The organism is Paenibacillus sp. FSL R5-0407, assembly GCF_038009185.1.
Taxonomy (GTDB): domain Bacteria; phylum Bacillota; class Bacilli; order Paenibacillales; family Paenibacillaceae; genus Fontibacillus; species Fontibacillus vini.
In genome coordinates, this window is sequence record NZ_JBBPAX010000001.1 from 2,408,508 (window position 1) to 2,428,552 (window position 20,045).

Here is a 20,045-nt window from a genome sequence, read left to right on the forward strand (position 1 = left end):
ATTACCACCCCAAGACTTTCCTAATTTCCAGCGTGGTTATATACCCACCGCCGTTTATTTGGTGCCTGCAGCTCTCAATGATATACTTTCCGTCAAAACGCCCCCAGCCAACGATGTCTATCGTCAAGCCGGCAGCCATCCGGATATCACCAACAAGGGTAAGCGAAGCCTTCCCGGCCTCCTTGTTCTTCTCACGGAGACTCTTCCGGGCTAGGCGTTGCGCGGCTGCTGGGGAGTCCACCTGTTGTTTGATTTTAAGGACTGGCCCTGTTTTCGGAGCTCCGGGCGGCGTATAGGTGTATTTGATCACCTTCTTGGACTTTGGAGGTTTATAACTAACCTCGCATGCCCGATATGCTGTGTAGGCCGTCCCCCAACTAAACTGGTACGAGAGGATGTTATCCTTGCCCCGCTCGATTGATGCGACACTCTTCTGTTTTTCGTATTCTGCCTCGTCAAATAGGATGAGTTTGCCTGATGCGATCTTGACGGCGATCCCTTCCTGCTTAGCCTGATCGTTTAAAAAGGCCAAGTCTGATTGCTCGGTCTGGTCCAGCCTGTCGTAGGATGGGTCAACCTTCGCTTCATAAAGCAGTTTTAGACCGGCCCTTTTAGCGACATCCGCAGCGATCGTTTTGAGTTTCGCCTTTTCCCAGGCTTTCGTCCGTTGCTCCCCTCGGGCACTTGACCCAACCGGGAGAGAGATAGCTTTGATTGAGACGACATCAGGAGGACCCATGAACTCGAAGCTATCTACCTCAAACGAGCCGAGCGGGAGGCTCTTGATTTCCCCAGGCTTGCCCCAGTTGATGGTGCGTATCTCAGCTTTAACCTTATCGCCTTCCGTAGGCTGCCAAGGTCCCTGCCATTTACGTTCCCGGTCAGCAAGGGACATCTGCAAGTCATCCATCGTTCCCGGTGCCGCATCGTTATAGGTGAAATCCAGCAGGAAATCTGCGATATCCTTTGTTATCTCCTTGCCGTTATATGTGAGCACAAGCACCGCCCTGCGGGCATCCTGTATCCCGTTCATACTCAATCCTCCCGTTTCCATGGCGGAAGTTCTTCAGCCTGCTGTGCAGGGATCTCCGGGATCGTCAGGACGACTCCAGCCGAAAATATGGCCGTGCCCAAATGTTCTGGGTTAGCCGCCATAATATTGACAGAATACCGATCATCTCCGAACAAACGAAAGGAGATACCGTCGAAGGTATCTCCTTGAATTGTGATGTAGGTTGTCAATTAAAACTCACCCTTTGCTGTTGACGCTTGTGTTCATGCATTTTATTTTCCCAATCACGCTGATTGTCATTGAGGACTTCCTTCACCTCTGCCTTATTAACTGGGCCATAGAAGTTCAGGACAGGGCTATATACTGGGGCAAAGTTACCACCAGAGTTATACCCCAAAGCCTCCCCCGCAGCCGCATATAGCGCGTGAGAGCGTCTGGAATTGTTCTCTGGGATAATCCATTCAGGGCTCCGGCCTTCTCCGACCCATGCCAACTCCGGCGAATCAACATATCCTCCATCGGCATACCCATTAAATCCGGGATCTCGAAGCTGGATTTGTCTAAGCTTCTTCCCAGCCGGAGTTGAAAAGTCCGGGATTGCACCAGTCTGTTGCCAGACCAGTTCGATATTGACCTTCTTGGCGTCTGGGATCATGTCCATTTCTCGATTGAGTTCAGAAACATCCTGCATCGCTGTGTCAAACCGTTGTTTTTCAGCCGTGGAAAGCTCTTTATACTTAGCTGCCTGATCGGCTATAGTCGCCCCAAGATCGAGTTCTATAAGCTTCTTCTGGTTGTCGTAGAGGGATTGGAAGCTTTGTTTAGTCGTTTCGATTTCCTCTTGAGTTTTGCTTATAGCACTTCCGCTCTCTTGGATGGAGTCATAAAATTGCTTGGTAACAAATTGAAGGTCCTGTAACCCCGGACCGACATTCTTGCCAGTTTCTTTTTTTATTTCATCGGACAAATTACGGAGTTCAATGGCGCGTTCGATCTCAGATAAAGTCGCGTCATTCAGGATGGCGTGTTGTTGATTTACGTATTCAGTAAATTGAGCATAACTTTTCCTTGACTTTTCATACGTGCTGTTGAGTTCACTTTGCTTCTGAATCAGACTGTCATATTCCTCTTCGAGTTTCGGAAGATTTGCCTGTCCTTCAATCACCGACATTTCCATTTCTCGACGCTGCATCTCATTGCGCGACTGATTCAATTGATCTGCAAGCTCCAATTGCTCCCGGAATTTGCCGCTCTTAGCTTCTTCCGACCGGAGGATGTCGGGGTTAAGATCAATCAGTTCTTGTTCAACATTAGCCAACTTACGCCGTGCTTCTGTGAGTTGTTCTGCAGGGGTCTGACTATCGTTGATTTTATTCATCAGACGATCATATTCCGTAATAAGGTCACGTGTTTTACGGGTCTGGGTATCAACGGCCGTGTAATCATCATATGCCCTGTTGAGCGCATCACCCATATTGATGAGCTCTTTACGCGCTGCTTCCTGGTGCTTTTTGTATGCAATCACGCCGAGAGACAAAGCGCCAACTGCACCAACGGCCAGGCCAATCGGATTGGTCAGCAAGCCCACGGCCCCGCCGAATTTGCCGACATATCCCGCTGTTCCGAGCAGAGACTTGCCTACTTTGGCAAAATCTTTACCCATGGATACGGCATTTTTGGTCAGCATGCCGGCAGGAACAGCGAGCGCAAGAGTCTTGATCAAATCCTTGTTGTCCGAAGCCCAAGCTGTTAAATCGCGCAGTACTGGAATCAGATCCTCACCGATCGGGATGATTAACTCATCCATCAACTCGCGCCCGAGCACCTTGAGATCATGGGTCAGGTTGTCGTATTTAACCGCGGCCATATCTTCCATGGTCGATTCGGTCGCATGGAATTGATTCTGGACATTCCCAAGCGCGGACACGACATCCTTTTCAAGGTCCTCCCACTGCGTACCAAACAACTCAACGCCGAGAGCATTTCGATAAACTTTGTCGTCGATTCCATTTAGCTCGGTAATGACCCGCTGCATAACGTCCTTGCCCTTGACTGCACCCGTACTCAGGTCTCTGAGGATTTTATTTCCGTCTCCCATCATCGCGGAGAGCGCCTTGAACGTATCCTCAGCTCCTTTGCCGCCCTTTTTCAGGTTCTTGACCATTTCCTTGGCGGTATCCTTGGATACATGCTTGAGCAATTCCAAGTACTGTGACGATTTGGTCCCGCCCTTGATCAAAGCCGTGGTAAACTCTTCGATTCCTTCAGGTGCAAATAGAGCTGCCAGTGCGTCGGCTGTTTTGTCGCTGCCGTCTTGGATCCGGATGTTAAATTCCTTCGCCAAGTCACCCACTTTATCAAGGTTCCAAGCGCCCGCTTCCAAGCCTGCAGAGAAGAAGTCGAACATCTCATTCGCGGAGTAACCGAGTGCGGCAAATTGCGGTGCATACTCGTTTGCTGAGTCCAGCAACTCGCCGGACTTATCCAGCCCCCGCTGTGCCCCTTGAGCAAGGAGGTTCATGGATTCTTCGGAACTAATTCCGAACTGTCGCATCATGGTATCCGATGTTTTTAGTGATTCCGGGATATCGAAGCGGAACACGTCCTGCAATATGATTGCATTCCGAGTGGTTGTCTCAAGTTCTGTTCCGTGCTGCTTCGTTATATTTCGGGCAGTGACCAGGGCGTCAGTAAGCTCATTTACGCCTTCGCCCATGCCTTTCCGAAATAAAGAATCCGATACGTCTTCAAGTTCCTTTAAGTCTTCCGCCGTTGCTCCAGTGGCAGCGCCGAGTTGTCCCGTTTGCGAGTCCAGCTGTCCGATCGTTGAGACCATCTCGCCGATCGAGCCCGTTACCTTGTCGATAATGGCATATGCTCCGGTAAATTGCAGGGTCCGTTCAAACACCTGCCCAAACTCCTGGGCGTTTTCTCGGAGGTCATGGAATGCACCTTTGGCTTCATCGGCTTCCCGCGTAAGCTTGTCGAGGGTCTTTGCTCTCCGTAGCTGCCCGAGGTCCTTCTCAAGCCCGGTTACATCCCTGGAAAGATCGTCAAACGACCGCGTAAGTCGGGGGTCGATTTGCCCACTCAGCTCGAACGACATTTCATATTGCTTTTTGCCTGCCATGGTCAACCCCCTTCCCGCGCTTGACGTTCTTCTTCGTGTAGTTCCCGGTTCGCCAGCAACCACTCATATAACGCCCAAATAGGACGGCCCATCCAACTGTTTGGATCGCCGCCCGTACGTGAGAGTTTAATGGATGTTTTCATCAGTTGTCTGATGGGATTTTCACTTAAACCATAACGGACAAAAAATCACGCGCAGCACCTGTAACTTTCAAAAAGTCTTTCCCTGAGAGTTTTTTCATCAGGTTCGGGTGTACCCCAGAGGCCTTAGCGGCGATCACTGCAAAATAGGCTGGGTGCTGATTCTTGTAAGACATGAAGACATTCTTTTTTCCAGAAACAAAGTCCAAGAAGTCGCCTTCAATATCAATAAAGTCGTCACCGCTCAGGTCATCAAATTTCAGGATAAGTTCCTTGTGTTCGACGTCTTCCCAAACAACAGGCCGAGACAGTTTGATCACCGTCCCGGCCTGTTTAACATCCTGCAATTCATCAACTTTAACTGTTGCTTCACTCATAACCGTTTTTTCTCCTCTCTTTAGTAGCCAAGTGCCTTACGGACATCAAATAATACGTCCTTGCCATTGATTCGGAAAATATAATTTAATTTATCGAGTTCAAAGACTTCATCGCCCTCGATGAAAATTTTAATGTACGTGATTTCGATAGTGTTAGAGGTATCTGTTGCCGCATTCTGCGCCAAGGTTCCGAGATCGATCCCTTTGCTTTGGCCGCGAACAACAATTTTGATTGCCTTAGTGGTCAACCCTTTGTTCACTTCGTACTCCTGGAACGCTCCTCGGAACTCTACCGGGATTTCACCTGCATCGGCGATGTCAAAAACACCTTCGTTGATTGTCCGCCATGCTATCCCCAATTCAAGTGAAGAGTAATGGCCAGGTGAGGGAAGGTCCAATTCCCCCAAGATACCAGCGCCCGATAGTGTATCTGTCATTGGTGTGAGGGATGGAAGTGTGATGTCTGCGGTTGCGCGTTCTTTATTGTTCAAGATCGCACGGAGTCCGACCAGTTTTACCGGAATATTTCCAGCCATATTAGTATTTCACTCCTTTATGCCGCTGTTAATGCGGTCAAATAAGATGCGTCGTAAGCGACGATAAATTCGATTTCTTGGGCCACAGAAGGTGGCGTAATAAACACCCGATAGACCATCTTTCCATTGCCCAGTTGATCGTCAGGATTGTCTGTTGCACGGAATTCAACACGACCTCCAAGGAGGTAGCCGGCTCCAACAAATCCATTAATCCAGATATTCGCATCATCGGCGATCGATTCAATCAACCGACGATTTAGCGGGTTGTCGAGCTTTTGCCAGTGCCGCAGGACCAGATTGTTTTTGATGAACGAAAACATCCGTCGAACCGGAATGAATGCCCGCTGTGCATCTGTGAACTCTGGGTATGCACCAAGACGGTTGCCCCATGCCCGATACCCATCCTGCCAGCGAATCGCCGTAACAATCCCATTAGCATTAAGCATATTAGCCTGGTCATATGGGATATTGACAGGAGTACCGTCAGCATAAATCAAACCGTCAGCGGTGATCGGCTGGTTAGATGGAGTTTGAACTGGGATTCCACCATTCGCCTGATCCGTGGCAACCATCCGGGCGGCCACCAGCGTAGACATGTGGTATACACGTCCTTTGTATGTCGCCATCGGATAGGTGTTGGTTTGAAGATGGTCGGTATACCCGTTATCCTCTTTCCACTGAGAGGCGGTAACATATTTTTGACTGGCATCAAGGTCAGTGATCGCATGCGCTTCGAAAAGACCGTTGATATCTCGAGCCTTTGCGACCATCAATGCCGCAATTGTAGGATTGTCAGAAAAACCAGGGGCAACGATCAAATTCGGCACAAGGGAAGTGTCGAGGAATACATCCTCAATCAATTCCAGACCGGTACGCACCCCAGTCTCAGCGTCAGAGCCGCCGATAATTCGGGCTGCATTAACCGCTGATGGTTTGAGCGACTTGTACCCTACCTGCAGCGAGTTTGTCCCTGCCGGAATCGCACCGCCCGTGATGATGGAGATGACCAGTTTACCTGCATCGTTAAAGGTCAGGGCATAGTCTTTATTCAGTTGATAAGTCGGCTCGCCCCCGGCTGGCCCGACAGTCACCGAAGCTTTCAGGACACCCTCTTTATTGATCATATGGATACCGTCAACAAAAACAGCAGCTTCCGCCGGAGTATCTTCTGTATCCGCCAGTTCAAGCACGTTTACAAATGCCACCGGGCCTTGCTCATTCTCTACAAAGTGAGCGAAGGCCGCCTCACAGAGAGTAAAGGACTCCCAATTGTCCGAATAACCGAGTTTCTTTTTGAAATCGTCGAAATTATGAGCTAAAACCACTCTGTTCACCGCGTCGGCTGGATTAGCTACCAAGTTGATTGGAGCGGTCCCGAAATAGATCGGCAGTGTATTAGCCTGTACAACGGCCGTGCTTCGCTGTGCGAAGGTCTCGGTCGCTTTGATGCCGTGAAATTCAACCATTCTGCATTACACTCCTTTCAACGACTGGATAGCGATATTCAACGCCGTGCCCGTCGTATTGATTTGTTTTTGTGCCTCCCGCAGCTTCGCTACAGGTACAAACAGCTGCTTAATCAGCGGATATTCCGTATACAATGCTTCGTAATACTTCGGATGCCCGCCGATAAAGGTTTGATTCGTTCGGATGGCCATACCGTTCTTCCGGATGGACGGACCGATATAAATCAACTGTTCAGGATCCTTCGTTTCGGCAGCCGCATTCGTTTCAGCCTCAACCAACGGCGCAATTTCCTTCGGAATCCCAACCTGTTCCCGCGGCTCATCTTGCAGCAGCTCCTCTTTATCAGAGCGATTTTTATTCCCAGCCATGCTTCCATGCCTCCTGTTCCATGCTAGGCCCTTCCCATGTGGTGGACATGTAGCCCAGCCAAAACGGGTCAGCCTGCTCTTCGTAAAATCCCATGTTCAGTGGACGGGTCAGCCGGAAAGACCATCCATCCCACGTTTCCCGCAAAAAAGAGGCTTTGACATGCTCCATGAGATGCAATACATCCATGTAGCCGTCAGCCCCTTTTCCCTCACAACCAAATGTAAACTCGATTGTGACCGTCCTATACCCTTCTTCGTTATCCTCGGAGTCAGTGTAGGCGATGACAACAAACGGCCATCTCTCATCACGCTCGTCAGGCAGTGTCGTATTCGACGTTGCTGGCGGAGCCGGCGGAATATCCGTGTCCTGGATTGGTGGTATGGACGTGTCATAATCGGGAGTAGCCCTCGGCGGTAAATCAACATTGTAGATATTCGGCCTGAGCCGGAGCGGCCCCAGGAACACCTCGCTGGTGATCTCCTGCAGGTACTTTTGTAGATCGTGCATTATCAAGCTGGGCGTCATCCCATCACCTTCCCTATTGTTCGGTTAAGCTCATGCGGCAGGCGTTTCTGCATCTCCTCGCCGTAAACTTTCTGGACATGCTCCCGCACTTCCTCATTCCCGGCCATCGAGGGGACAGCAGGTCCGCGGAGCTCCTTGATCGGCAGCCGCTTCCTTCCCTCCCGCTCAAAAACACCCAAGTGGCTTCCAGCCGTAGCGATAAATGCTCCCGGGATGGGCTTCTTTGCTCCGCCCCGAAATACCGCCGCCTTGACCGCCTTAGGTGGTCTTTTTAGCCGTTTCTTTGGAGACACGCCGAACCGGATCAATGGGATCGAGTGCCCTTTTGAGGTGAGTGTCGCAGATAATGTCGACCCCTTCGCCTTCCTGATGCTGATCGTCTTCACGACTTCCGCCTGCTTAACGATGTACTTTTCTTTCACCTTACGTCCAAGCTCAGTCTTCGACCGCTGAGTCGCCCGATTGATGCTGGACAAGGTCGCCTGTCGAACGGCCTTGTCCATTTGCTTGAACGATTTGTTTGCGGCTTTCAGATTGTCCTTGATCTTAAGGAACTCATCCATAGCTACCGCGCTCCATTCGCTTGCAGAACTATCTTGAGAATACCCGTATCATTAGATACTCCTTTGACCGTATACTGCAAAAAGTCCAAATAAAAACTCTGGTCATACCGTGGGGTATACGCCAGAGTTAGCGGATCAATATGGATTATTGCATTGTGGGCTGAGACGCCATCTGCACTTTGAATGGGTTTTCCATCCAGAGTAAACTTTTCAACGATCATCAGCAGTTGCCGATCCTTACGCCCTTTTTGAGTGGCTTCATCGGTAAAGGTGGTGACCGTATGGATCTCCGCGAACTCCAGTGGATTCATAAAGACGTTCTGGACGTCGAGTGCCATTTGCTCCTTAAGGTTCATGGTGACCTCCTTATTCGCCGGCTTCCTTCGCTTTCTTCGCTGCGGCTTCCTTGATAGCCTTCGCTTCGGCTTCCGGATCCTTGATTGCCTTCATTTTAAGGAGGCGATCAACCTCTTCTTTTTTCATATCTTTAGGGATTTCTTCCCCGATTGCGATTTGCTTACCGTTGTGACGGATATTCCATTCGGCAATATATGGCATGATTAATTATCCTCCCTTAAATTATTGCATTACTTTCGCAACATACCACCCATCTACGTTCGCAGGAACGCAGATCGGACGAGACAACAATTGCAATTTACGGCTAGGCGGTTCGACTTCGCTTAACACTTGTGGGTAAACCTTTGCTTCAGCAAACTTAAAATTACCGTCTTCATCGGCGACTAGGTTTGCACCGTACAGGAACTCGAATGGTTTACCATCTGGCAGCATAGCGAGAGTTCCAGCAGGGATGTAACTCACATCGTTCCCCTCTTCATCGGTATAAGAGTTGGTGTAGGACCAAATCTCTAAGTTCGCTTGGCGAAGGTACCCGTGGTATATTACACCTTCTGGCAAAATACGCTGATTCAGATCGCCAACGTCCAGGTTTTCTTTTCCGTTCTCGATCAATTTCAGAACAGTTGGATGATTAACGATCCGTCTTCCTACCTTAGCAGTCGTCAACACGCGGCGAACAGTCCGACCACTTTTGTCCATAACTTCTTGCACCTTTTCAGTGAGATAACCCACGACATCAAAGGAATCATCTGAGAAATCGGAGCCCGACAAAACTTCTTTATTCGTAAAACCCCAGTCAAGGATTTGGCTGACGCCTTCACCGATCTGCTCCGTCTTACCCGTGAACATGATTCCGGAAAGCTGCTGAACTTTACGACGATCGATAGTGTCCGTCAACTCGGCCAGGTCCTTTACGATCAGTTCCTGATAACGTTGTTCTGGAGTTTTAGGATTCAGGAGAGTTTCACCAGCCTGCTTCACCTTCAGGTCGTGCCGAGTGATGACGCGCATCGGTTTCAGGAGCGCGGGGCTATACGTTTTGGATGTGAATCCGGTACGAAGAACAACCTTACCAGGGAGTAATTCGTTCACGTAAGGCGCCAGTGGGCGGTGCCCCTTTTTGGTTTGAATTTCAATCTCGTCAGTGGTGAAGGTCTCACCCTCACTCGCAAATGTGTTCGTCAGGTAATAGGAATCCTGCGGGAATGCTTCAACAACCTGCACCAGTGTTGGAATGTCCAGAATTTCATGATAAGATGGCATACTTTTTTATCCTCCCTTATTTAACTACTCGTTTCGTGATCAGACCGATATTACGCATTGCAACCTCATGCTGAGCCACTTTATCATTGCCTCCAAATTTGAGGGCATCACGGTTAAACTCACCGTCAAGATAAGCCGCCGCGCGCGCATCCCCCGTAGTAGCATCGATTACGGTGTCAGCCAGGATGCAATACGGTTTTTCGGAACCGTCGGTTTTCGTGGAATCAACCGGTACCACAATCGGCGTGCCGGCATACAGGTCGCTTTCGGGCAGTTGGCTCACTCGACCCAACACAGTACCGCGGGTTACTACCCCGGCCCCCGACTTGATGATAATCGCCGTCATTCTCTCCGGCTGAACGCCTCCAGCAAACAACTCGTCATACGATGGGCTTGTATACTCTGGCATTACTTACGACCTCCATTCTTTTTAATGTTTTGAGCCATAGCAACCATGCTGGCTACTACATCTGCCTTTTTCTCTTCTTTGATATCGTCAGGTGTTTTGGCCTCGATTGCCGCCACATCATTGACTTTGCTGTCGTCTGCATCCTGCTTGCGCTCTAAAGCTACTTCTCCTGCTCTTTTCATGGATGCCTGCATCACCTTCATGGCGACGTCCTGAACAGTTTCGCCGTTGGTGATTGCCTCGTTAATAAAGGCTGCAGCACCTGGCGCTGTAGCAAATTCTTGCAAAGCAGAAATGCGATTGCGCTCGGATGCCTGAGCTTCGTCTGTGATCTGCGCGTACAGATCGGGATGCTTTTCTTTCAATTCGTTGATATCCATGATCTTTTGTTCCTCCTTGTTTTCATTTCCCGCCTTAACGGTGGTCGTATCTTTGTTTGATGCTTCAGGAGTAGCGCCTGGCAGCATATTTTCTTGGATCAATTTCGACTTGATTTTGTTCATAATCTCATTTGAGAACAGAGGGGCTGACATGGAGGCAGCGACCTTTTCTGTTTGAGCAAACATAATCTCATCAGCGAATCCATGCGCGAGAGCTTCCTGGGCGTTGAAGAAAGTCTCACCGTCCATTAATGCTAGCAACTCAGTACGATCTTTGCCTGTCTTGTGTTCATAAGCGGTAAGCATTCCTTCATCAACACTGTTGAGCATCTGTGACGCTTGGTCAAATACGTGTTTATTCCCAGAAGCCACTGTTAAAGAACGGTGGACCATTATCTGAGCTGTCGGCGACATCATTACGGTCTTTGCTCCACACATAGCAACGGATGCCGCGCTTGCAGCAACGCCCACAACCTTGGCTGTCACATTACCGGAATATTCACGCAAAGCCGTGTAAATCTCCGATCCCGCCCAAACTTCGCCCCCGCCTGAATTGATGTATAATTCCACATCCTCACCGTTGGCTTCCTTAAGTTGTTCGTTTATCAACCTTGGGCTCACATAATCCATTTCGAACCACTCATAAAACCAAGCATCGTTATTTGGCACGACCGTACCGTAAAAATTAATTCGTTTCGGCATTAGTTTCATTCACCTCCTTCCTCGTCGTCATTGTCCTCGTCTCCTACATTTGAAGGATCAGACAGTGTAACAGGGGCCGCTCCCTCGGTAAGACCAAGTTCTCTCAGACGAGCCAACTCATAAGCACGCTGTTGCACGTTCTGCTCCCATGACCCGCCGTTAAGCTCAGCTGTTTCGCGTTCAGCCGTTGACATGTTGTATTCAATCCGAGAGATGGCAGCGGCCACTTCCTTGGTCGGATCAAGTAATCCCTGAGATGGACCATGCCATTCTGCCCGCGTATAGGCAGCAAAAATAGCCGGATCATCAAAGATGCCGGGTGCGTCAATTCTTCCTTTGGATACTGCCTCCACAAACCATTCTTCATAGATTGGTTGACAGAATGTCTTTGCGAGCCAAGAGCGGCGCATACGGTACATTTTCCATGCTTCCAATAGCGCCCCGCGTGAAGCGGAATAAGAACTCGTGAACTGCTTTGTCAGAATCTCGTATGGTAGTTCAAGGGCTGCTGCCATCTGTTTAAGCATGGCCCTCACAAACGCCTCATAGTTTGGATTCGGCCTTGTCGGGTCTGCGAACTTGACGTCCTCGCCGGGATCTGTCCGCATAATAGCACCTTGCCCGAGCTTGATTTCGTCTCCTGTTGCACCAGGCACATTATCGACGCCGTCCAAGTCCTCATCATCCATGCCAACGCCGTCAAACGGGGGGCCTCCCTCATCATCAGCTGGGGTAGTGATAAAGACCGTGTACATTGATGTAATAACCGCAGCCGCGAGCTCAGCGTTCGTGTACTGGCTAAGCTGTTTCAATGATTCGATGATCGGTGCGATGATCGGAATACCTCGCCGCTGCCCTGGCCTTTCCGCCTCAAACAAGTGCAGTACGTTTACCCGGCCACTACGTACGCCGTATTTTTCAACACGGACCCAGTCGTTAGCTCCACTTTGAGTGTATCCGCTGGATCCGGGGTGACGGTTACTGAAGTGATAAGCGACGACCATTCCATCTGCATCCACCTCAACCCCTGATTGAATGCGATCTCTTTCAGTAAGTGCCTTATCCGGTGGAGTAGCACATCTGTCCGCTTCGATCAGGTTCACCTTTAGGTCATAAACTGACCATTTTTTCGGTTTGCTCGGCATCAAAGCAAAAACGTCCCCACTCATAAGCGTCGAAAGGAATGCTAAGCCTTGTAGTTCATAAAAGTCATTAAGCCCAGCTGCATCGCACTTAGTTGTTTCTGCCCATAGGGCCCATTCTCGCTGAATTGAACTGCGGAGTTTTTCTGCTTGTTCTTTCGTCAGACCTAAAAATCTCGAATCAAATGCCGGGTTAAGTCGTAACCCAGTGCCAACGATATTAGTCCGCAGGCCCTTGTGAGCTGCAGCCACAATATCAGAACCCATGTGAAGGTCACGAGCCCTCTCTCGCAGCTTAGGGACGTTCTGATGAATATCCGTGTCAGCATCGCCAGCAGGCGTTTTCCAGAACATCATAGAAGACTTGGTGGTACTGGCTCCATGTTTCCCGTACCCTCGTCCATTACTGCCGGAGCCCCCGATGAGGCTGTTTGTGACCTTTCGCATCGCCTGTTGTCTGACAATCTCCGTCCGGGCTTGCTCCCGTTTGGCTGCAATTCCAGGTGCAAAAACATTTAGTGTTTTATCGATGATGTTCATCGGTCAACAGGGTAAAACCCCGACGTTCTTGATCGACGTTTACCGCCATTCTCATACGCATCGATGATTCGACCATACTTTCGTTTCATCATCTGGATTTCTTCCATGGGAATTCTCGTTATCGACCGACCGGCGATGGAATAAGCAGCTCCCGTGGAACGCGCATCTTCAGCATCATTCCACATTTTGTACTTCGCTTTGGCTTCTTCATATGTTATCCTTGGCATTTTCCCTTTCCACCTCCTTCCAGTGGTTTAGATACTGCTGCTAGTGTTCTTTTTCTTCGTCCTTCTTGCCTTCTGAATTTGAGTCATTCCGCTCGGCTTAACCCTTGGTCCATTGGGCTGTCGTTCAACCGGCAAAGAGAGGTTGGGTCTGATCATTTCAAGAACCGCCCTATTGTAAACAGCAAGGTCAAACGGCTCGTTTCGATCCCTAATCTTGACCCATGCTTTATATTTGACACCTTCCTGAACGACTATCTTCTGCGTCTCTGAAGTCAGGCCGAGGAAATATTCCTCGTTGTATCCTTTGTCCTCACCAGGAAAGTGACAATAGAGCGGACCAGGCTTATCAACTTTTAGCGAATCGAACACCTTAACCTTTCCATCGTCTACACCAAGCTTGATCAAGACAGCTTTTTCAAGTTGCGTTTTAGTATGGCCGGCGATAAATGGGATGTCGTGTGCCGTTTTAGCCGACTTACCAACACCCTTGATAGCGAAAATATTCCGGTAATTTCTGGCCTTCGTGAACGTATATACCTCTTTGGTATAATGACCGCCTGAATCCATAAAAGCTCCCACGATCCGGAACTCTCTACCGTTCGGCCCCGTCCAAGATCGGCAAAGGTACTCATCGAGTCGCCCCCATATCTCTTCCCGGTCCAAATCTCCGTAAATGCGATGGTATTCAATGCGCCAAGACTCTTTGCCAGCTCCCCAACCAATTACTTCGATTTCAAAACGATCATCCTGGGTGTCAATAGCAGCTGTAAGGATTTTCACTCCTTCCGGAACATCGTGTTCATAGTCTTCTCGTCTTGCTGCAAGGGTCTTTTCATCTACGCCCTTAACCTTGGTTTCCCAAGGTTCTCCTAGAACCGTGTTCACGAATACCTTGAGCTTGTCGACTCCCTCTCTTTTGGCAACCAAAAAAGCCTTCGCAACCTCGCGCCAATCTGACCACGGGCTGGAAAGCTGATTTATATGGAATCCGCGACGGGTGAAATGCTCTTTCTGAGCGATCCATTGCCCTTCTCCGCGCTTCCAATCCTTTTCCGAACCGAGCATTCCGCAGTATGCGCAGCGATGTTCAGCCTTGGTTACGACGATTTCGCCAGATTCCGAGACGTAGTGCTCGAATACGATACCTCCATCCTTCCCGCTCTTAAACTTGAGGGGTTGGAGTTCATCGCAATGCGGGCAGGGCAAGCACCATTGTTCCATCGTGCTATCCTCGTATAGCTGATAGATCCGAGATGTCTCCTTATCGACCGGAGTCGATACAAACAAATGCCGGCGCTTGTGCTTAAATGTTTTGGTCCGAGCTGTAACCAGCGCTATGGGGTCCCCCTCTTTACCGGACGATACTGGGAAGCGGTCAACCTCATCGCACAATACAAGCTGAACCGGACGGGATGCGAGGTTGTCCGGTGCGTTCGCTCCGACAATCGCTAGGTAACCTCCTGGGAAAGACTTCTCACTAATGGTATTACTACTGTCGCGGGACTTGGCGACCCCGACCTTTTTCAAAAGGACAGGCGAGTTCTTAACCATCGGTGTAAACCGGGTTTTCGAATAGGAGTCAACCATGTCGTCTTTCGGTAGAACGTGGATGATTGGGCAGGGCTCCTGATCGATATATGATCCGGTCACGTTCAGTAAAAATTCCGTTTTGCCAACCTGAGCCGAGGCCATGATCACGACTTCCTCCCACTTTTCAATGGAGTTCATAATCTCGCGTTGATATGGCGCGCGATCAGTCCGCCACGGTCCCGCTTCCGCGCTGCTTTCAGTAGTCAAAACCCTGTTCATATCCGCCCATTCTGAAACGGTCAGCCGACGTTTTGGTTCCCACTGCCTGTTTGCTCGAACAAATAGATCACGCGTCTTCTGGGCTACCATGTTCTATTTCGCCCCCAATCTTATCCGGGGTGTATTTTGCCAGGGCAGCCAGTGCGGTTTCTATTTCGCGGCGTACAACCGATTCAACTACATCCGCAGATTCGTTTTCGCATTCGGTCGCAATTCGACCTGGCACCCCCAGCAGCCGGGACTTTGTTGTGAGAATCAAATCTGAGAGCAAACGCTCGACGTCAGCAGCTTCATGCAGGTTCCCCTTCATCTGCTCAAGTTCCAGCGCAGCTTTCTCAGCCTTCGCTTTCTCGTGCTCGGTCTTATAGTCGATCAACCGCGGCTTTTTATCGTCTTCTTTGCCACCAGAAGCGTGCTCAATGTATGCCTGTATCGCTTCCCCGAGGATGTACTTTCCGCGATCGATCTGCTTGAGTACTCCTTCGCCGGTGATCTGCCGGACCCACCGATCTGATTTGCCGATAATGGCCGCCAATTCCCCGGTACCGACGACCCTCTCATGCAGCTTATCTGCTTCCGTTTTCTTTTTGGCCATTATCTCACCTCAACTTCCGGTTTTTATGATTTTTCCGTTCCTGCTCGCCTGGTCGCTTAATTCGAAGAATTTTTTTCAATCCTCCCAATCCGGGACTTTTGAAACGGAAGCGGAACTGAAATTTTGAAAATAAATCTAGCGGAAAATCGGGGTCGTTCGCACCCGCACCTAATTTTGACCCCCAGAAGGACCCACGGCGCTCAGAACCGCCCTATTTTCGACGTTTCAGCCCTTCCATGACTATTTATTCATATTCAATTCACAATCGCTCCACAGTGCTGTTCTGTGCGTCTGACGATGTGTATAGATCGAGATCTACTAATAGCGACCGTATGACCGCATGTAGCTCGTCATGTACCTGAAGATTAGCCCTTGCCGCTTCTGTGAGCGCCTCGATAACCTTTACCTTCAGCGTGACCTTCTCGTGTAATTCAAACAATCCAGCATTCTTTAACGGGGTAGCATAGGATGTCCCCGAGCTTTGTCTCTCGATCGACGATCCCCCCTGTGGTGGAGGTCCAATAGGTCCTGTCCTCTTTGGTTGATGTCCATTATTCATTTCATTCACCCTTCCTTCTGGATTGATTTGCGCAGTGGCAGCATTAAACAGTTGCTCTGCCGTCTGGCATCCCAGTTGATTCACCATTTCGGCAAACAAAGTATTTAGTGTGGCTTCGGCTTGTTCTATGTCCGATTTGGGCATATCCATCTCCCTTTCATTGCATATAAAAAGGCCACTCGCAAATGAGTGACCTGTACTGCCGTATTCGGTTAGAACTGATCATACATCCCCACATCAAACCTTCTATGTGATGCATGCAGGAACGCTATGATATTCCCGTTGTTATTCTTGGGCAGATGCTCGAAATGATCTTTCACCTGTTCTTCCCAATCTGCTGCACTTACCTCGTATGATCTTAGATGCTCTATCTGATTGATTATCCATTCTCTCTGCTCTTCGGTCACTTCAACATGCTGTTTTTTCTTTTTCTGAGAGAGGTATTTCAGATAGGTTTTTATATAAGGATCATCATCTCTTTTAAGAGCGATGTATCTTTTAAATCTTTTATCATTCGTTATTATATAATCATTCGTTATTAGCGTTGGATTTTCCACAACTGGAAAACCCGATTCTGGACGTAATGACGGGCTTTCGTATAAATCAAGCTCCCACGACATGATCTTACCACGCTCATTTTTGACCGGGTACCGATGGATGTATCCCAGCTGCTCGAGTTCCTTCATGCCGGCGCGGATACTGTCCTTTCCCTCGGTCGTGTGCTTGGTCAGCTCGTCTATGTAGAATTTGAAATTGTCCGGCTTGGAGAGCATGTATGCCAGGAGGCCGCGGGCCTTAAAAGAGAGACGTTCGTCCTGCAGCGGTGCATTCAGGATCCTGGTAAAAGGCGGCGCTTGTTTGCCTGATTTATTGACTCGGTGTGTTGCCACCTCACTCCCCTCCGGTTAATCAAACTGCAAAAGAAAAAGCACCGGTTAGGGTGCTTTCTTGTTCTTATTCTGTCGGATTATTGACAGCGGCGAATATAGCTTTGAAAGAATTTATGATAGCTTCATCACTTAAGTGCTCTTTCAAGAGTTCTTGTTTCATTGTTGAATTACCCGCTTCGCCAATCACTTGAGCTTTAGCTTTTATAAGCTCTTGAACAATTTCACCAGTAACTTCATGGTAATTTTTAGACACAGTATCACCTCCCAGCATCATATTTCGACACCAGGAAGTCGTTTCCTGCTATTCCCAACAATAGAAAGGAGAACCGGTTCGGACCTTTCACCATTGTGAGTTTGCCAGCGACTTGGCCGGCGACGTTACAGGGCGTTCACGCCCCTTTGGTGTCCTCTTCTCGATTCTCCATGTTATAAGAATATCAGTTTAAAAGTCCAACAACACGCAAAGTTCCCGCATTTTTCCCATAATCTTTCCTTCGAAAATTAAAAAACAGATTTGATTAATGACCTGCTTATCTGTTTTTAAGCATAGTCGCCATTGAGTATAAAAGAGAGCTATCCAGGTATTGAGTATGTGTCCAATCTGGACGACCAACCCGGCCAGCTATAAGAGTTACGCCGTGCCCTTGATCGAACACCACATGAATCCATTCGGCCCTTCCGCCAGTAAGAACATCATTCTTGCTGATCTTCGAAACCCCAACTGCGATGAATCCACCAAATTGAGCATCTTCTTTCTGCTTTTCATCTATAAAGCTCTGGACCTCTGCAACTAATTTTTCATTGCCCTGAGATATTTTAAGCAGCAGATCAGAATCAACCTTGAAATCGCTGTACGAGGACATAACGCACCTCTTGGAGTTTTTGACACGACTTACAACTCCTTGGATATCCTCGTGTTCGCGATATTTCGGTTTATAAATCTTCAACGTTCCCGATTCATTAGCCGTACTCTTAGCCATTTTATTGTACGCCCCTCTTCATTGGAATTGTTATCCACGCAAACTATGTCCCCTTTGAATTGTATGTAATACATAAAAAAAGAAGCATCACATATGTTGTGTGCTTCAAACTATACTACATTGGAGATATGGTTGCGTACGGTTTTCTCGCTGATAAACAGCTGGCCCGCAATGTCGCGCGTCGTTTTATCCTGCACGAGGAGTTCGAAAACTTCCCGTTCACGATGTGTCAACAGAAATTTGCTGTTACGATCGCTGCTCTTCAAAATGCGTCACCCCTCCTTGCTCGGGTTTTATGGTTTAACAAGGTTAAGGGATACAGTCAACACATATTATGAAGAAACAGGGGCAATGGTGCCGTAAGACTCTAAAATGGGCGGGTCTATTTAAAAGCCATCGCGGCATGCACCGCTTTCTTCCATCCTCCGTATAACGATTCCCGAACCTCCGTCTCCATCGTTGGCTCAAACCGCCGATCAAGACTCCAGGTCCGGCAGATTTCGTCCCGGTCGCTCCAATAACCTACCGCCAGCCCCGCTAAAAAGGCAGCTCCCAGAGCCGTCGTTTCTCTCACCACTGGACGCTCCACCGGCAAATTCACGATGTCGCTCTGAAACTCCATCAAGAAGTCGTTCGAGACGGCGCCTCCATCCACTCTCAGCTTGCGGACCGTAAATCCGGAATCCTGCTCCATCGCTCCAAGGATGTCCTTGGTCTGATAAGCCAGCGATTCCAGGGTCGCCCGGATAAAATGCTCCTTGGTTGTTCCCCTCGTCAAACCGAACACCGCTCCCCGGACATCGCTGTCCCAATAGGGGCTGCCCAGTCCGACAAAAGCGGGTACCACGTATACACCTTCCGTCGAATCGACGCGGGCAGCGTAAGCTTCGCTGTCCTTCGCATCCCTGAACATGCGCAGGCCGTCTCTGAGCCATTGAATGGCCGAACCGGAGACAAAGATACTGCCTTCCAGCGCATATTCCACCTTGCCGCCAATCCCCCATGCAATGGAAGTAATCAAGCCATGTTCCGAGGCCACGGGCTTCTCGCCTGTGTTCATCAGCATGAAGCAGCCGGTGCCGTAGGTTGTCTTGATCATCCCCTTCTCGAAGCAGGTCTGGCCGAACAAGGCCGCCTGTTGGTCGCCGGCCGCACCGGCGATCGGCACTTGTTCCCCGAAGAAATGATAAGGGATTGTCGTCCCGTAAATTTCCGAGGAAGAGCGGACTTCCGGAAGCATGGCCTTCGGTACGTCGAGCAGCTTGAGCAATTCATCGTCCCAGCATAAATCATGAATGTTGAACATGAGCGTCCGCGACGCATTGGAATAATCGGTTACATGGAGCTTACCGCCCGAGAGCTTCCAGATCAGCCAGGTATCGATCGTTCCGAAGAGTAGCTCTCCCTTCTCCGCCCGCGCCCGGGAACCCGGCACATGATCAAGGATCCACTTCACTTTGGTGCCGGAAAAATACGGATCAATCAGTAATCCCGTTTTCTTCCTAAACGTATCGTTCAGGCCCGCTGATTTTAATTGTTCGCAAATATCCGCCGTCTGGCGCGATTGCCAAACAATTGCCGGATAAATCGGGTTACCGGTCTCTTTTTCCCAGACTACCGTCGTCTCGCGCTGGTTCGTAATGCCGATTCCCGCGATTTGCCTTGGCTTGATACCGGATTCGGACAGACAGGAAGCGATAACGGCAAGGATGGAGCCCCAAATCTCATTTGGCTGCTGTTCCACCCATCCCGGCTTGGGAAAATACTGCGGAAACTCACGCTGTGCGGAATGAACGATAACGCCCTCCCGATTGAATAAAATCGCCCGCGAGCTCGTTGTCCCTTGGTCCAAAGCAAGGATATACGTTTCCAACCACCATTCCTCCAGTCCGTAAATAGTTGATATTTTTTAATAACGCTTACAATGCAGCTTTTTTAATAATAACTCGCCGCCATAACAATTCGCCACTCCCAGGTGCGTTAGCCGAAATAATTTTTATTGACGGAGCAACCGATTCTGATTATGATGTTAAACGATACTGATAATCATTATCAATTAATTCGAAGGCACTT

23 protein-coding genes and 1 pseudogene are annotated in these 20,045 nt (G+C 49.3%); all 24 read right to left on the reverse strand.

Going from position 1 to position 20,045, the window contains the following annotated elements:
- Position 1: 1 nt before the first annotated feature.
- Positions 2 to 1,033: a phage late control D family protein gene (locus NYE70_RS11585; RefSeq protein WP_341046082.1), complete on the reverse strand. Its 1,032-nt coding sequence runs from the start codon at positions 1,031 to 1,033 to the stop codon at positions 2 to 4.
- Positions 1,034 to 1,035: 2 nt separating this feature from the next.
- Positions 1,036 to 1,242, reverse strand: coding sequence for a tail protein X (locus NYE70_RS11590; RefSeq protein WP_341046083.1), 207 nt, complete (start codon positions 1,240 to 1,242; stop codon positions 1,036 to 1,038).
- Positions 1,239 to 4,142 (reverse strand): phage tail tape measure protein, encoded by a 2,904-nt coding sequence (locus NYE70_RS11595; protein WP_341046084.1) that lies wholly within the window; start codon positions 4,140 to 4,142, stop codon positions 1,239 to 1,241. The genes NYE70_RS11590 and NYE70_RS11595 overlap by 4 nt, the downstream gene beginning before the upstream one ends.
- 166 nt (positions 4,143 to 4,308) lie before the next feature.
- Positions 4,309 to 4,659 carry a hypothetical protein gene (locus tag NYE70_RS11600; RefSeq protein ID WP_341046085.1) on the reverse strand — a complete coding sequence of 117 codons (351 nt, stop codon included), beginning with the start codon at positions 4,657 to 4,659 and terminating at the stop codon, positions 4,309 to 4,311.
- Between the two features lie 20 nt (positions 4,660 to 4,679).
- On the reverse strand, positions 4,680 to 5,195 hold the full coding sequence (locus NYE70_RS11605) for a phage major tail tube protein (RefSeq protein WP_341046086.1): 516 nt from the start codon (positions 5,193 to 5,195) through the stop codon (positions 4,680 to 4,682).
- A 17-nt stretch (positions 5,196 to 5,212) separates the two neighbouring features.
- On the reverse strand, positions 5,213 to 6,661 hold the full coding sequence (locus NYE70_RS11610) for a phage tail sheath family protein (RefSeq protein ID WP_341046087.1): 1,449 nt from the start codon (positions 6,659 to 6,661) through the stop codon (positions 5,213 to 5,215).
- 6 nt (positions 6,662 to 6,667) lie between these two features.
- The gene (locus NYE70_RS11615) at positions 6,668 to 7,030 is read right to left on the reverse strand and encodes a hypothetical protein (RefSeq protein WP_341046088.1); all 363 of its coding nucleotides are present in this window, start codon (positions 7,028 to 7,030) and stop codon (positions 6,668 to 6,670) included.
- On the reverse strand, positions 7,017 to 7,538 hold the full coding sequence (locus NYE70_RS11620) for a hypothetical protein (protein ID WP_341046089.1): 522 nt from the start codon (positions 7,536 to 7,538) through the stop codon (positions 7,017 to 7,019). The genes NYE70_RS11615 and NYE70_RS11620 overlap by 14 nt, the downstream gene beginning before the upstream one ends.
- Positions 7,539 to 7,552: 14 nt before the next feature.
- Positions 7,553 to 8,119: a phage tail protein gene (locus NYE70_RS11625; RefSeq protein ID WP_341046090.1), complete on the reverse strand. Its 567-nt coding sequence runs from the start codon at positions 8,117 to 8,119 to the stop codon at positions 7,553 to 7,555.
- A 2-nt stretch (positions 8,120 to 8,121) separates the two neighbouring features.
- Complete coding sequence (locus tag NYE70_RS11630; protein ID WP_341046092.1) at positions 8,122 to 8,475, reverse strand: hypothetical protein; 354 nt, start codon at positions 8,473 to 8,475, stop codon at positions 8,122 to 8,124.
- 10 nt (positions 8,476 to 8,485) lie between these two features.
- On the reverse strand, positions 8,486 to 8,677 hold the full coding sequence (locus NYE70_RS11635) for a hypothetical protein (protein ID WP_341046094.1): 192 nt from the start codon (positions 8,675 to 8,677) through the stop codon (positions 8,486 to 8,488).
- A gap of 21 nt (positions 8,678 to 8,698) precedes the next feature.
- Positions 8,699 to 9,739, reverse strand: a complete 1,041-nt coding sequence (locus tag NYE70_RS11640) for a major capsid protein (RefSeq protein ID WP_341046096.1) — start codon at positions 9,737 to 9,739, stop codon at positions 8,699 to 8,701.
- A gap of 16 nt (positions 9,740 to 9,755) precedes the next feature.
- The gene (locus tag NYE70_RS11645; RefSeq protein ID WP_341046097.1) at positions 9,756 to 10,148 is read right to left on the reverse strand and encodes a head decoration protein; all 393 of its coding nucleotides are present in this window, start codon (positions 10,146 to 10,148) and stop codon (positions 9,756 to 9,758) included.
- Positions 10,148 to 11,230, reverse strand: a complete 1,083-nt coding sequence (locus NYE70_RS11650) for a head maturation protease, ClpP-related (protein WP_341046099.1) — start codon at positions 11,228 to 11,230, stop codon at positions 10,148 to 10,150. Before NYE70_RS11650 ends, NYE70_RS11645 begins: the two co-directional genes overlap by 1 nt.
- Positions 11,231 to 11,235: 5 nt before the next feature.
- The gene (locus tag NYE70_RS11655; RefSeq protein ID WP_341046101.1) at positions 11,236 to 12,912 is read right to left on the reverse strand and encodes a phage portal protein; all 1,677 of its coding nucleotides are present in this window, start codon (positions 12,910 to 12,912) and stop codon (positions 11,236 to 11,238) included.
- Positions 12,909 to 13,139 carry a hypothetical protein gene (locus NYE70_RS11660; protein WP_341046103.1) on the reverse strand — a complete coding sequence of 77 codons (231 nt, stop codon included), beginning with the start codon at positions 13,137 to 13,139 and terminating at the stop codon, positions 12,909 to 12,911. The genes NYE70_RS11655 and NYE70_RS11660 overlap by 4 nt, the downstream gene beginning before the upstream one ends.
- A gap of 27 nt (positions 13,140 to 13,166) precedes the next feature.
- Positions 13,167 to 14,948, reverse strand: a complete 1,782-nt coding sequence (locus NYE70_RS11665) for a phage terminase large subunit family protein (RefSeq protein WP_341046104.1) — start codon at positions 14,946 to 14,948, stop codon at positions 13,167 to 13,169.
- Positions 14,949 to 15,015: 67 nt separating this feature from the next.
- Positions 15,016 to 15,543, reverse strand: coding sequence for a hypothetical protein (locus NYE70_RS11670; RefSeq protein ID WP_341046105.1), 528 nt, complete (start codon positions 15,541 to 15,543; stop codon positions 15,016 to 15,018).
- A gap of 259 nt (positions 15,544 to 15,802) precedes the next feature.
- The gene (locus NYE70_RS11675) at positions 15,803 to 16,252 is read right to left on the reverse strand and encodes a hypothetical protein (RefSeq protein WP_341046107.1); all 450 of its coding nucleotides are present in this window, start codon (positions 16,250 to 16,252) and stop codon (positions 15,803 to 15,805) included.
- Positions 16,253 to 16,314: 62 nt separating this feature from the next.
- On the reverse strand, positions 16,315 to 16,992 hold the full coding sequence (locus tag NYE70_RS11680) for a hypothetical protein (protein WP_341046108.1): 678 nt from the start codon (positions 16,990 to 16,992) through the stop codon (positions 16,315 to 16,317).
- A 64-nt stretch (positions 16,993 to 17,056) separates the two neighbouring features.
- Positions 17,057 to 17,245: a hypothetical protein gene (locus NYE70_RS11685; RefSeq protein ID WP_341046110.1), complete on the reverse strand. Its 189-nt coding sequence runs from the start codon at positions 17,243 to 17,245 to the stop codon at positions 17,057 to 17,059.
- A 277-nt stretch (positions 17,246 to 17,522) separates the two neighbouring features.
- The gene (locus NYE70_RS11690) at positions 17,523 to 17,972 is read right to left on the reverse strand and encodes a hypothetical protein (protein WP_341046111.1); all 450 of its coding nucleotides are present in this window, start codon (positions 17,970 to 17,972) and stop codon (positions 17,523 to 17,525) included.
- Positions 17,973 to 18,085: 113 nt separating this feature from the next.
- Positions 18,086 to 18,238 (reverse strand): annotated as a pseudogene (locus tag NYE70_RS11695) (LuxR C-terminal-related transcriptional regulator); the annotation flags it as partial.
- Positions 18,239 to 18,354: 116 nt separating this feature from the next.
- A complete protein-coding gene (glpK, locus tag NYE70_RS11700; protein WP_341046112.1) occupies positions 18,355 to 19,845 on the reverse strand; it encodes a glycerol kinase GlpK in 1,491 nt (496 codons plus the stop codon).
- Positions 19,846 to 20,045: the final 200 nt, after the last annotated feature.

Excerpts from the sequence above, each read along its gene's own strand:
- NYE70_RS11585 (WP_341046082.1), bottom strand. The coding sequence starts at position 1,033 with ATGAACGGGATACAGGATGCCCGCAGGGCGGTGCTTGTGCTCACATAT.
- NYE70_RS11595 (WP_341046084.1), bottom strand. The coding sequence starts at position 4,142 with ATGGCAGGCAAAAAGCAATATGAAATGTCGTTCGAGCTGAGTGGGCAA.
- NYE70_RS11600 (WP_341046085.1), bottom strand. The coding sequence starts at position 4,659 with ATGAGTGAAGCAACAGTTAAAGTTGATGAATTGCAGGATGTTAAACAG.
- NYE70_RS11605 (WP_341046086.1), bottom strand. The coding sequence starts at position 5,195 with ATGGCTGGAAATATTCCGGTAAAACTGGTCGGACTCCGTGCGATCTTG.
- NYE70_RS11610 (WP_341046087.1), bottom strand. The coding sequence starts at position 6,661 with ATGGTTGAATTTCACGGCATCAAAGCGACCGAGACCTTCGCACAGCGA.
- NYE70_RS11615 (WP_341046088.1), bottom strand. The coding sequence starts at position 7,030 with ATGGCTGGGAATAAAAATCGCTCTGATAAAGAGGAGCTGCTGCAAGAT.
- NYE70_RS11620 (WP_341046089.1), bottom strand. The coding sequence starts at position 7,538 with ATGCACGATCTACAAAAGTACCTGCAGGAGATCACCAGCGAGGTGTTC.
- NYE70_RS11625 (WP_341046090.1), bottom strand. The coding sequence starts at position 8,119 with ATGGATGAGTTCCTTAAGATCAAGGACAATCTGAAAGCCGCAAACAAA.
- NYE70_RS11630 (WP_341046092.1), bottom strand. The coding sequence starts at position 8,475 with ATGAACCTTAAGGAGCAAATGGCACTCGACGTCCAGAACGTCTTTATG.
- NYE70_RS11635 (WP_341046094.1), bottom strand. The coding sequence starts at position 8,677 with ATGCCATATATTGCCGAATGGAATATCCGTCACAACGGTAAGCAAATC.
- NYE70_RS11640 (WP_341046096.1), bottom strand. The coding sequence starts at position 9,739 with ATGCCATCTTATCATGAAATTCTGGACATTCCAACACTGGTGCAGGTT.
- NYE70_RS11645 (WP_341046097.1), bottom strand. The coding sequence starts at position 10,148 with ATGCCAGAGTATACAAGCCCATCGTATGACGAGTTGTTTGCTGGAGGC.
- NYE70_RS11650 (WP_341046099.1), bottom strand. The coding sequence starts at position 11,230 with ATGCCGAAACGAATTAATTTTTACGGTACGGTCGTGCCAAATAACGAT.
- NYE70_RS11655 (WP_341046101.1), bottom strand. The coding sequence starts at position 12,912 with ATGAACATCATCGATAAAACACTAAATGTTTTTGCACCTGGAATTGCA.
- NYE70_RS11660 (WP_341046103.1), bottom strand. The coding sequence starts at position 13,139 with ATGCCAAGGATAACATATGAAGAAGCCAAAGCGAAGTACAAAATGTGG.
- NYE70_RS11665 (WP_341046104.1), bottom strand. The coding sequence starts at position 14,948 with ATGAACAGGGTTTTGACTACTGAAAGCAGCGCGGAAGCGGGACCGTGG.
- NYE70_RS11670 (WP_341046105.1), bottom strand. The coding sequence starts at position 15,543 with ATGGCCAAAAAGAAAACGGAAGCAGATAAGCTGCATGAGAGGGTCGTC.
- NYE70_RS11675 (WP_341046107.1), bottom strand. The coding sequence starts at position 16,252 with ATGGATATGCCCAAATCGGACATAGAACAAGCCGAAGCCACACTAAAT.
- NYE70_RS11690 (WP_341046111.1), bottom strand. The coding sequence starts at position 17,972 with ATGGCTAAGAGTACGGCTAATGAATCGGGAACGTTGAAGATTTATAAA.